Origin of the sequence: Lunatimonas lonarensis (assembly GCF_000390185.1) — a bacterium.
In the GTDB taxonomy this organism is placed as follows: domain Bacteria; phylum Bacteroidota; class Bacteroidia; order Cytophagales; family Cyclobacteriaceae; genus Lunatimonas; species Lunatimonas lonarensis.
In genome coordinates this window covers 131,125-143,353 of record NZ_AQHR01000040.1, presented here as the reverse complement: position 1 = coordinate 143,353, position 12,229 = coordinate 131,125, and the positions used below count along the sequence as shown (strand labels likewise).

At 47.5% G+C, this 12,229-nt stretch carries 9 protein-coding genes; all 9 read left to right on the top strand.

The features are described 5' to 3' along the window. Positions 1–232: 232 nt before the first annotated feature. Positions 233–418 carry a cyclic nucleotide-binding domain-containing protein gene (locus ADIS_RS23615; protein ID WP_010853376.1) on the top strand — a complete coding sequence of 62 codons (186 nt, stop codon included), beginning with the start codon at positions 233–235 and terminating at the stop codon, positions 416–418. 72 nt (positions 419–490) lie between these two features. Then, positions 491–811 carry a Crp/Fnr family transcriptional regulator gene (locus ADIS_RS23610; RefSeq protein ID WP_010853375.1) on the top strand — a complete coding sequence of 107 codons (321 nt, stop codon included), beginning with the start codon at positions 491–493 and terminating at the stop codon, positions 809–811. A gap of 158 nt (positions 812–969) precedes the next feature. Beyond that, positions 970–1,953: a DUF4345 family protein gene (locus ADIS_RS22635; RefSeq protein WP_081634870.1), complete on the top strand. Its 984-nt coding sequence runs from the start codon at positions 970–972 to the stop codon at positions 1,951–1,953. A 239-nt stretch (positions 1,954–2,192) separates the two neighbouring features. Then, a complete protein-coding gene (locus ADIS_RS05485) occupies positions 2,193–3,314 on the top strand; it encodes a hypothetical protein (RefSeq protein WP_035804788.1) in 1,122 nt (373 codons plus the stop codon). Between the two features lie 145 nt (positions 3,315–3,459). Continuing rightward, positions 3,460–6,468, top strand: coding sequence for a ligand-binding sensor domain-containing protein (locus tag ADIS_RS05480; protein ID WP_081634869.1), 3,009 nt, complete (start codon positions 3,460–3,462; stop codon positions 6,466–6,468). Positions 6,469–6,573: 105 nt separating this feature from the next. After that, positions 6,574–7,206 (top strand): response regulator, encoded by a 633-nt coding sequence (locus ADIS_RS05475; RefSeq protein WP_010853370.1) that lies wholly within the window; start codon positions 6,574–6,576, stop codon positions 7,204–7,206. A 39-nt stretch (positions 7,207–7,245) separates the two neighbouring features. Then, positions 7,246–8,256, top strand: coding sequence for an FAD:protein FMN transferase (locus ADIS_RS05470; protein ID WP_010853369.1), 1,011 nt, complete (start codon positions 7,246–7,248; stop codon positions 8,254–8,256). A gap of 205 nt (positions 8,257–8,461) precedes the next feature. Next, positions 8,462–11,242, top strand: coding sequence for a helix-turn-helix domain-containing protein (locus tag ADIS_RS05465; protein ID WP_155907145.1), 2,781 nt, complete (start codon positions 8,462–8,464; stop codon positions 11,240–11,242). A gap of 110 nt (positions 11,243–11,352) precedes the next feature. Next, positions 11,353–12,228, top strand: coding sequence for a tail fiber protein (locus ADIS_RS05460; protein ID WP_010853367.1), 876 nt, complete (start codon positions 11,353–11,355; stop codon positions 12,226–12,228). Position 12,229: the final 1 nt, after the last annotated feature.

Sequence of the window (12,229 nt, the reverse complement as noted above, 5' to 3'; positions counted from 1 at the left end):
ATTTTTCTCCCTTGATGGCATTTATGCGAGTTGCGTTGCAGGGGTGGCATGAAAACCACATGATGATGTGATCCACGGGCAGGGAAATCGTTAATTTGTTGATAAATCCTAGCTACCTGAATTCAACGGTTATGGAATAGCGCTAAAAAATAGATAAATTAAGGCCTCCAGACTGAACAGCCCTAGGCCTGGGTCTGCAGCTTTTACCGCAAAAACCAACCAACATCAACCCATGACCCATACAGACTTCCTGAAAAAGGTTACACTGGCCATTTACCCGCTGACTAACGAAGAGTGGCTTGACTATCTGGAGGTATGGAAGCCCTACTCCTGTAAACGAAAAACCTGCCTCACCGCCGTAGGACAACGGGAGGACTACCTGTATTTTATCACAGAGGGCCTGCAACGGATTTTTTAGGAAGATCAAGATAAGGAGGCAACCCTGGTCTTTACCTATCCCCATTCCTTTGGCGGCATCCTTGACTCCTTTATGCTGGGGCACCCCGCTCGCTATACCTTTGAATCCCTCACCAACTCTTCCTTTTTACGGATCTCCCGGGAGGAACTGGAAAAACTAACCGAAAAACACCAAAGTATCTCCAAATTCCTCCTGCAAGGCGTTTCCGCTGCACTTTCGGGGGTATTGGAGCGACAGGTGGAGCTTCAGACCTTCAGTTCCGAGGAGAAATTCCGGAAGTTGCTTCAGCGCAGTCCCCACATCCTGCAGCTTGTCCCACATAAATACCTAGCCAACTACATCGGTATTGACCCGACTAATTTTAGCAAATTGATGAACAAGGTTAAACTCTGACAACGCCCTTCTCCGAAAGAAGCACTAACCTCCGTAGCAGGGGCATAGGTCGACCAATTCCCCAACCTTTTTTAGGTACAGTGATCGCAATCTTGGCAAATACCAAGAATTACCCCGCCCCGCACGCCAACTTTGCAGCGTAAATAAACACAACTTATATGCAAACGACTAAAATTTTAATGACATGCTCCAGAGACTTCATCCTATTTTCGGGAATGGCCCTGCTTTCGGTAAGCCTAATGGCTTTTGCTTCTCCCCAGGCGGTGATGGATATGGTACAGGTAGACCTTTCCAATACGGATGCGTTCAGTTCCATCCGGGGTGTCTACGGGGGCGTAGGACTGACCATCTTTATTACGTTGGTATATTTGGCCCGTAAAAACCCGATACAGGGATTGGGATTTCTGGTTATGCTCTGGGGATTCTATGCCCTTTCACGGGTATTGACAATCCTGATCGAAGGAGAACTGGGACCATTTGGTAGCCAATGGCTTTTCATCGAAACCATTCTCTTCGCTACGGCCCTGGGATTGCTCACGGCCCATAAAGTAGTGGCCAAAACAGAAGCATTGACCTATGACTCGCAGAGTAAGACCGATTGGATATCCAAAATGGAAGCCTTGGTGGAGGAACAATTGCAAACCTCCACCGAGGTTTTTCAAAACCTCCCGGAAGAAATCCTTCTATATTCCCAATCGGGCGAATGGTCGGTAGCCGGGTGTCTGGAACACCTAAATACCTATGCGGCGCATTACCTTCCACGCATACAGGGAAGATTGGCACCCGAGCCGGAAAGTCAATGGAATGCGCCGGTACGAAAATCCTGGCTGGCCTCCTACTTTATCCGCATGATGGAGCCCAGCGAAAACGGAAAAAAATACAAGGCCGTCAAAAAACACCAGCCCCAAAGACACCGAGAGGATCCCTACCAATCGGTTGCCACCTTTATCGACTCTCTCGAGACCGTGCAGCAGATCCTATACGTGGCAACCAATACCAACCTCAACAAGGGACGGGTGGCCACGTCGATTTCGCCATTAGTCGGCCTAACCCCCGGCGAGGCCATCGAGTTCCTGCTGGTGCACAACCAACGCCATATCGCACAAGCCAAGGCACAGCTCGCAATGTTTCCAAATCGATAAGCCCCGATATATACCTAAAGTGGATGTTATGGGTAATGGCCTTGGCTGTTTGGCTTTTGAAATCCAAAAAAACGTTGGCACTGAATACTTGGAACAATACACGCTTTTGCCCTGAGATCTTAGTAGAACGAAATTTTGGTTGAGAAACGCAGGTCAGCCTCGTTCTACTAAAAAAAACTCCCCATGCAACCTGTCGAGGGAAAACACCATCATAGGCAAAAACTAAACCAACGAACAACATGACTAAGTTACTTGCAGCGTGCTGCACGGGGGTGCTCTTGGCAAACCTTTCTTCCTGCGGAGAGAGACAAGATACGCTGCCCATCGAAAAGACAGCATCTGTCGGCTTTGCCCAGCCACACAGCAACCTATATGAAAACACATCAGAAGGAATTGAGGTCAAAGTCCACCTGACAGTGCCCGCATCGAAGGCAGGCAGCATCGATATCCACGTGATCGATGACCAGCCCACCCATCGGTTTAGGACCGAACCTCCCTTAGATGAAAGGGGAAAACTGACACTCCCGGTTGCACTCGGAAGTACGGAAGTGTCCTTCAAGGTACTGCCCGTGGATGACCACCTTTACAATGGAAACCAAGAGACCACCTTTCAGATACGGAACCTGACTGGAGAACTGGTGAAGGGCAGCAACCTTTTCACCTCCATACTCCTGATCGACAACGAATTGACGGGTTCGTTGAGGTATTTCGAAACCGAAGGCTTTGGATTCCACCGGCAAAACTATGAATACTCCCACCTTGGACACCTCAATAAAATGGGGTGGGTCTCTATCAGAAACCAAACCACAGAGGGAGAGTACAGGTACATTTACGATGATTTTGAGAGAATCATTCGCATCGATGGAGAACCCGGAAACCATCGGCAAATTTTCTTCTACGAGGGTGGAAAGCTAAAGCGAACTGAGCGAATGGATTCCAGCGGAGTCTTGGAGTTTGACGAGTACCATGTAGGAGACGATGGGATACTGACGGGAATCCAACACCACAGACGCATGCCGGATGGCACCACAGCGATGAATGGCTACACCGTATTCACCTATTTCAGCAGTGGAAGTGTACACACCATCACCACCTATGCCTTTGAGTGGCCTGCAACCTACGTCGTGACCAAAAAAATCACTTACTCCGACTACCAGCAAAAAACCAATCCCTTACCTTACTTTCAGGGCATTCCCGGCCTCGTGTTCCAGCCGGCACTTCCACAAAAAATGGTGATCGAGGAACACGGAACCACCTTCACCTATCGATTTGAATATGCGTTTACCGATTCTGACAACGTTCGGCAGCGAAGGACCCTTGGCCCTAGCGGCGTGGAAACCACCAACTATTACTATTATTAAAACCCAATGATCACCGAGGCAGCTCTACCTAAGGGCGGTCTTTTTCTTTTTTGCTAAAGGGAGAAGTTTTGCACCACATAAACATGTGATTTTAACCAGCCTGCCGAAATATTTCCGACATCAGGTTGTATTTTTATCCTACAAAATGAAATCTACAAGCGCTCTGTTCCTTTGTTTTTGGCTAGTGCTGGCTTCAGCGGCCAGTCCACTACGGTTTTTCGATCGAATTACCGTAGAAGACGGGCTGGCTTCCAACAACGTGTATGCGGTCTGGCAGGACAAAAAAGGCTACCTGTGGATAGGGACATCCAACGGCCTTCAGCGGTTTGACGGAAACTACTTTCTAACCTTTGGCATCGAGAAGCCACACAAACTGCCTGCCCAGCCCGTCAGGCAGATCATGGAGGATAAAAAGGGCAGGATGTGGATCCGCTATGGCGACGCATACGGCATCTACAACCCCGCTACACTAAGTTTCCAAGCGGTTCCCTTTGAAAAAAATGAAGTTCGGTTTCGGGGAGAAAAGCTATGGATGGATGAAAAGGGAAATATCTATGTCCTGCTGAGACGGAATAAGCTCCTCGTATACGACCCCCTGCGCAACCTATTTACGGAAGACAACCTACCGGTCAAGCTTCCGCCCGGCTACCAGCCCAATACGATGTTCGAAGATGCGAAAACCGGGTATTACTGGATAGGCTGCGAGCAGGGTATGGCCGTGTATGACCCCAAAAACAAAAAAATCTACCACAATGAACACAATCCCCTCCAATTGCCCTACCTAAACGATCCCTCCATCCGCAGGGTATCCCACTATCACATCGACAGCAAGCGAATCCACCGGATGGTGTATTGGAATCCCGAACAGTATTTTGTGTCTTACGACGAACAAACCCGTACTGCCCATACGGGATCCGAATCATTAAATCAAATTCCCAGCAGGGTCTACCGGGAGACCTCTTCGCTCTTGGAAACCGCTACCGGGGAATGCTGGTACTTTGGTGTCAATACACTTTACCAATACAAAGACGAGGACAATGCATTTGATTCCTACCAGACCGCCGCGCTCAGCTTTTCAGAAGTGTACCACATGTACGAAGACAAAGAGGGGGGCATCTGGATCGCAACCGATGAAGGCATCTACCACAACGCCAACTACTCGCCCGAAATCACCTACCGGGAATTCAATGAGGGAGAACCCCAGCACCTTTTCTTGTCAATCAGCGAAATCCACTTGAAGAACGCTTCCAAAAAGGAATATTGGATCGGTAGTTGGGGACGGGGCCTCGTATTTCTGGACGAGGATTTGAACGAAATCCAAGGGCCAAACCTGTACCACAACCTGCCAGACAGTACGGCCTACAAACAGCCGTGGTGTTTGTTGCAGGAACGAAACACGGGGCTGGTTTGGATAGGGGCACAACTGGGCATCCTGCAAGTGGTGGATCCCGAATCAAAGCAACTGCAAAACTTGACACTGCCGATATTCAGAAACGCAACTATCCGCAGCATATCGCAGGATGGTTGGGGCAATATTTGGTTCACTACCCAGCGGGGAGATCTGATCCGGTACCGAGCAGGGCAGCCACTCGAAAACAGCTCATTTGAACTGATCCGAGAGTTTCATGGGTTTTCTTTTGCCCATACAGTGGATAAGGAAAATCGGGTTTGGGTTTGTACTTCCAACAATGGGGTGTTTGTGGTAGACGGGGAAACCGGCGAAACGCTCCGCCACCTGGATGACCGGATATTATCTTCCAACAAGCAGGAAAAAATGCTACAGTTAAACGATAGCATTTTCTTTTTTGGGTATGACCTCCTCAATGCCTACAATGCAAATTCTGAGGAAAACCGGGTTCTCTCCTACTCAGAGGGCTTGATCAGCAACGACATCCTCCACATGCAGGCAGACCGGGAGGGTTTTTTGTGGATATACACACCAAATGGTATTTGCAGGTACAACTACTTTCAGAACTCTTTTACCCACTACGGCAAAAAAGATGGTTTCGGCCCCTTGGAACGTGACGGATACGGAGGCACCCTGACCACAGAGGGCAAAATCATATTCACCGGCTACCATTCACTGGTCAGCTTCAATCCCAGTCAGTTTAACAGTTCTATCAAACCGGATCGGCCTTCCCTGACCAACATCAAGCTATTTGATCATTTCCTGTTCGTGGACTCGCTGAACTCCGAAACCAAGCGAACCTTTGCGCACGATCAAAATGCCTTTACCTTCTATTTCAGTACGCTCACCTTCACCAATCAGGATAAACTAAAATACTTTCACCGCCTTTCTGGAATTGACGAAGACTGGCAGTATAGCGGACAGTCCAGCATGGCGGTCTATTCCCTATTGCCACCTGGCGACTACACCTTGGAATACCGCAGCGAAAACGAGGAAGGCATGGCCTCCACCATTGGCTCCTTCTTTTTCCGGATCACGCCACCGTTCCACGAATCCTGGTGGTTCCGGCTGCTGTTGACCATCACCGTTCTTTTTATGCTATCCATCATGTACCGATTGCATATCAATCGGATTTTGGCGGTGGTCAAAGTGAGAAACCGGGTTGCCCGAGACCTTCATGATGACATGGGCTCCACGCTGAGTACGATCAATATCTTGAGTACGATGGCCAAAACCAAAATCCAAACCGACCCCGCGAAGGCAAGCGAATACGTGTCCAAAATCACCGACAATTGTCAGCGAATGATGGAGGCCATGGACGACATCGTCTGGAGCATCAAACCACAAAATGACAGCATGGATCGGATAATTGCACGGATGCGCGAATTTGCCAACCAAGCCCTCGAAGCCAAAAATATCGATTTTCAGATGGAGGTGGCAGAGGAAGTATTCAAGGTAAAATTGCCAATGGATGCGCGGAGAGACCTTTTTCTGATATTCAAGGAGTCGGTTAACAACTTGGCAAAATACGCCAAATGCACCAAAGCCCATATCCGATTTTCTTTCAAAAAGGGTAAACTGCAGGTATATATCAAAGATAATGGGCAAGGATTTGACTTGGAAAAAGCGGATGCCGGCAATGGACTCAGTAATATGAAAAAAAGAGCCCAAAACATGGGTGGGGAATTAAAAATCATATCCCAGAAAGGGGTGGGTACCGAAGTGCTGCTGACAGTGGGAATTTAGATCTAATGCGTACGATATAGGATCCCGTTGGCGCCAAATACCACCCCATTGTGTGATTGAACCTGCGTTCCAAGTCACGTATATTTGTCTAAATACGAAATTGCTATGATAAAAGTAATGATATACGAGGACAATACTCAGCTACGGGAGGGGCTGACCATGTTGATAGATGGCAGCGAAGGCTTTCAGGTGCTCGGAGCCTTTAAAAACTGCTCCAACATCGCCTACGAAGTAGGAGCCTATAAGCCAGATGTGATCCTGATGGATATTGATATGCCTTTGGTAAATGGCATTGAGGGGTTGAAAATTATCCGTCAGTTCAACACCGATGTGAGCATATTGATGTTGACGGTCTTTGACGACAACAAAAATATCTTCGAGTCCCTGCAAAACGGTGCCAATGGCTATCTGTTAAAGAAAACTTCACCTGCCAAGCTATTGGAATATATTCAGGAAGCCGCCTCGGGTGGTGCGCCTATGACCGCCTCTGTGGCTGCCCAGGTCTTGAAAATGTTTTCCCAAATAAATATCCCCGCGGAACACGATTATAACCTTTCCGAGCGGGAAAAGCAGGTATTGCAGCTACTGGTCAAAGGATACTCCTACAAGATGATCGCATCCGACATGTTTATTGCAATGGATACCGTCCGGAGCCATATCAAAAAAATCTACGACAAACTACACGTAAACTCTAAGTCGGAAGCAGTTGCAAAGGCCTTCAGAGATCGCATCGTCTAGTTCGTCCTCCTCGATTAGGACCGGTAAAAAAGCAGCGCTATGGCATCCAAAACAAAAAACTGGGTCATTCTTGGCTTGGCCTTCGCCTTATCTGCGACGATAGCCTGGAAAATGACTACCCAAGACTCAGGGAGCTACTTCTTTATGGAAGGACGGGCTCTGGGGGTTTTTTATTCCCTGTCCTATCTGGGAGATGCCGAATTGGAAAACAGTCTGGACTCTATCATCCTTGTATTCGACCAAACCCTCAATTACCAACGCCCCGACGCTGAAATCTCCCTGTTTAACCGCAACGGCTTTGTGGAGTTTAAAACGCCCGTCCTCTACCAAGCCTTGCTGGAATCCCAACGCTATTCTGATACCTACCAAGGGGCTGTTAACCATTTTATCTTGCCACTGATAACCGCATGGGGACAGGATTTTTCAAACAAACGCCTGATAACGGATGAACGAATCGCCGAATTGATAGCCCTATGCCAGCCGGAAAACTTCGAGCTGACGCCGGATTACGCAAAGGCCAAAAAAGAGGGCGTTATGATCAACCTGAGCTATATCGACAAGGGGTATCTGATCGACCATTTGTCGGATTTTTTACTGAGCCGGGATGTAAGGCATTTTCAGATCGAATTTGGAACAGACGCCATTTCCTACGGAAAAGGCCCAGGAAACAGGAACCACCGACTGGTCATCACCAATCCGGAGGGCACCGACGCATCCAAAACCCTGATCAAAGAAACGAAGCTTACCAACAGGGCCTACAGCAGTAGCGGCAACTTCGAAAAGTTTTACGTAGATGAACGGGGCTTCAAGCACTCTCACCTGCTGGATCCCCGTACTGGGAGGCCCATTGAAAACAAGATCCTATCTGCCCACATCAAAGCCCCCACCTGCACACAGGCGGATGCCCTGGCCACCATCTGCATGATCCTCAGCTTAGAGGAATCGCAGCACCTTATCACTTCAGACCCCACCCTGGAGGGGATGATCGTATTCAACGAAGCCGGAACCCTACAGACTTGGAGATCCAAAGGGTTTGAGTTGGCGGATTGAAATTATCCAAATTAAATTGTCTACAACCTGTCAGCCAGCACCTCAACATACTTTCTTACATCGATCTAGAATTCAGCATTGGTCACAACCAATTATTCTAATAAATAACCCTTTTTCGTTGCAATTCCATTTTTTTAATTTGAAATATTCTATGTAATTGCGTACCTTGATTTGCCATTGGTCAGACAACCAGGCGATTAATACCATGCATACCAGTCATTTTTACCATAATCAGGGAAGGAAATGTTTTTGGATCATTTTAGGATTGGTTCTACTTGTTTTCCAATCTGCTTATTCCCAAGACATTGGTGTAAAGGTTAGGCACTTCTCTAACGACGAAGGATTGCTGACTCCAATGGTTAATGAGATGCATTTATCAGATGACGGCTACCTTTGGCTGGCTACCCTTGGCGCGCTGGTTCGCTTTGACGGTACCGACTTTAAAGCTTTCATGCCCACAAACGCGGAACCTAAGTCCATCAACTTTACCAGCCTCGCCTTCGACGAAAAAGGAAAGGTATATGCGGTCGGAACAGATCCCCTAAAACAGCGGCGTCTTTACTCCCTATCCCATGGAAGCATTCACCTGCAACCCGTAAAAATGGGCGAAGTCTTCCCAAAATCAATTCGCGCATTGATACCATCGGAGGCGGGGGAATTTGCATTGGTAACAGAAGAGGAAAATATCTTTATTTTTGCCGAGGGAACGATAACCAAGGTTTTCAGCTCGCCATTACTGACACCAATCACCCACCTAAAGCCAACTCCTGAATATTTATTTATAAAGACCATCAGCGGCGAGATATACCGACTCGATCGCAAAGGCAACGCCGTACGGGTACCCCCTTCGGAATTTGCCCAACAAGTAGGAAATCAATTTCAAGTTGCATCCGTGGACATAGATCTTACATCCAAAAATATAGCCGCTTCCGACTGCTTTTTCCCGACTCAACCGAGTTTAATACCTAGGGCTATCGACCCCATCCTCGAAAATGCCATTTTTGCCTTTCCGTTTCCCCGTGCTCATTTAACTTGGATCTTGCAAAAAAAGTCTATCTCACTTTTTGACGGAATGGATCAGAACTGGTTGGATTTTTCCACGTTATTGGGGAGTTTCCCAAAAGCACAAGGTATCAAATGTGCCGTTATGGATCCGAGCGGACAGATTTGGTTAGGTACAAATGATGGCATCATCGCGATCAAGCCTACCTTTTCCTTTTCCCAACATCTATTTACTGATAGAGATGCGAAGGGAAATGCCTATAGCTTTCGAGGGATTACCGAATGGAAAGGAAGCCTTTACGCAAATAGTTATTCGGGAATAGTAAAACACTCATTTTCAGACCAAAATAGCAATTTACTTCAACCAAAAATTAAATTCAATCACCTCCTTGCCGCTTATTCAGCCACGGACACGGCACTTTGGATGGCCGACGGGCAACAATTGTATCGGTTTTACGATACTGACAGTGAACCAGTGGTATACAACCTTCCACAGTCCGATTCCTTTCCTTATAATAGCCTCGAAATATGGAGTATGCTCCAGGATCAAAAGAAACGCCTATGGTTGGGCACCAGTGTTGGACTGGCGGTGTTGGACAGCTTGGAAAGTAAGATACGTTTTGTTGAATCAAAGGATACCACCGCAAAAATCAACCATATCTCCCAAGCCAAAGACGGACTTTTGTTGTGCAGCAGTTCAGGGATACAATATTTTGATTTCGCCCATGGTTTCGATGCGGCTGAACACCAATATAAAGATCTCCAAACCCTAACCGAGGGAATCCCTATCTACCACCTCTGGGAAGATGAAGTAGGCACCTTTTGGCTGGCTAGCCACGGAAAGGGATTGTTGCAATGGCGACCGGGTGAGGGTGATATGAAAATCTGGGATGAAGGGACAGGATTGGGAAGCAACCACTTCCATGCGGTGTATGAGGATTATCGGGGTTCCCTATGGCTTCCGTCGGACGACGGATTATATGTCCTTGATCCGAAAAGTGGTAGAGCTATTCGTTTAACCAAGCAAAATGGGCTAACGGACAGCGAGTTCAACCGGATTTCCCATTATAGGGACGAAAAAGGCACCCTCTATTTTGGTGGGGTAGCAGGCATAAACCGGATCACTCCCGTTGATTTTTACCGATTCGTCCCGGACACAGTAGAACAGCTGGGTTGGGATTCCGCAAACCTGCTTTACATTGACGGCAATAATGCCGAAGCCATCCAATCCTTCCCGGTGGCAAATCACCCAATAGAATTGGACGCATCTGTCACAAACGTGAATGTAAAGCTGCTTAACCTAATGGACTTTACGCTATTTGAATACACATGGAAATCGGCATCCGACCATTGGGAAAAATCCCACGAGCCAATTCTGCATATTTCCCATCTTCCGTCGAGGTCGGATGAATTATTGGTAAGGGCTTTTGATGACTTGGGAAACTATGCTGGATCAATAAGTATTCCATTTAAGGTGCGGCCGGCGGGCTGGATCTATACGATCATCTCGATACTCCTCGTATGTATGGTTGTCTCCATACCTGGTTGGATAGCCTACCGGCGTTGGTTTGCCAAGCGGATCTTGACCGACAACCCATACAGCAAACTGACAAACCTTCCGGCAGAGTTGGATACAAAACACGTTGACCCATTCATGGAGAAAATGGAGGAAGTACTCAAAGAAAATATCTCCTTGCCGGAGTTTGGAGTCTCCCAACTCAGTGAAGCACTTTGTCTAAGCAGAAAAAGTCTCTATCGTAAAACCAACCAACTGATCGGGAAAAACCCCAACGATTTCATCAAGGAAAAAAGACTGGAATATGCGCGAAAACTTCTGTCCATTTCCGAGCTCAATATATCGGAAATTACCTTTAGGGCAGGTTTTAGCTCCAGCAGCTATTTTTCCAACTGCTACAAAAAACATTACGGCTTGACCCCCAAGGAACACAGAAAGCAGATTTCCGCAAAATCCAAGAACGTTTAGTGTTAAAAAATCCGGACTGTATGTCCCCATTCTTATATTTTTTGACCCAAAATCAACACTTTTTTGACTTCGAAACGCCCACATTTACGGGGTAATCCAATTGATTTACCATGAAGAAGGCCTTACTGATTTTACTGTTGACAGCACATTTTTTTGCTGCCTATTCTCAAATGATCGCCAATGAAGCGGGGATCGGCATACAGGGAATAGCTCGGGATGCAAATAACAATGCACGTTCCAATGAAAACATCACCCTTAGATTTACGCTCTATTATATCTCGGAGGACAACGCCGAACGTACCATTCTAAGCGATAACGAAACGCTACAAACGGATGCCTTTGGGGTTTTTTCCTATGTATTGGAGGTCGACCGGGAGCATTACCCGCTTCTAGCCTATTACGAAGCCTTTCTGAAGATTGAAGAAGGCCCGACTGTCATCTCCGACGAAAAACTCAAACAGGTTCCTTATGCCTTGAGTGCCGGAAATGGTGTTCCCACGGGATCGATCATGCCCTTCATAGGAGAAACCGCCCCCCACGGCTGGGTATTGTGTCAGGGGCAGGATATATCGAATGTACCGGGTTCGGCCCGGTTGCGAAACCTTCTCGGCACTGCCATGGTACCCGATTTAAGGGGCATGTTTTTACGAGGTACGGGACAAAACCCGACATTTGGAAGATCAGGACCGGGCTTACTGCAAACGCAGGAGGATCAACTTGGTGCCCACACTCATGAAGCTGGTGAGGATATGGAAGCCACGGGTGGACAACATCAGCATAACTTTAGGTCGGATGGTGCGGCCATAGGCACCGGAGCGTTTCGTTCCATAAACAACTACATACGCACCAATGGAGGCGACATGACTAACTTTTTCACCCAAATGGACGGCGCCCACACGCACAAAGTGGAAGGCAATACCGCGGAAACCGGTGGAGAAGAAACCCGGCCCATGAATATGGGGGTGAACTATATCATCAAGTTGTAGG

Bases quoted from the DNA above. Each gene is read 5' to 3' on its own strand.
- ADIS_RS23615 (WP_010853376.1), top strand. From the start codon at position 233: ATGACCCATACAGACTTCCTGAAAAAGGTTACACTGGCCATTTACCCG.
- ADIS_RS23610 (WP_010853375.1), top strand. From the start codon at position 491: ATGCTGGGGCACCCCGCTCGCTATACCTTTGAATCCCTCACCAACTCT.
- ADIS_RS22635 (WP_081634870.1), top strand. From the start codon at position 970: ATGCAAACGACTAAAATTTTAATGACATGCTCCAGAGACTTCATCCTA.
- ADIS_RS05485 (WP_035804788.1), top strand. From the start codon at position 2,193: ATGACTAAGTTACTTGCAGCGTGCTGCACGGGGGTGCTCTTGGCAAAC.
- ADIS_RS05480 (WP_081634869.1), top strand. From the start codon at position 3,460: ATGAAATCTACAAGCGCTCTGTTCCTTTGTTTTTGGCTAGTGCTGGCT.
- ADIS_RS05475 (WP_010853370.1), top strand. From the start codon at position 6,574: ATGATAAAAGTAATGATATACGAGGACAATACTCAGCTACGGGAGGGG.
- ADIS_RS05470 (WP_010853369.1), top strand. From the start codon at position 7,246: ATGGCATCCAAAACAAAAAACTGGGTCATTCTTGGCTTGGCCTTCGCC.
- ADIS_RS05465 (WP_155907145.1), top strand. From the start codon at position 8,462: ATGCATACCAGTCATTTTTACCATAATCAGGGAAGGAAATGTTTTTGG.
- ADIS_RS05460 (WP_010853367.1), top strand. From the start codon at position 11,353: ATGAAGAAGGCCTTACTGATTTTACTGTTGACAGCACATTTTTTTGCT.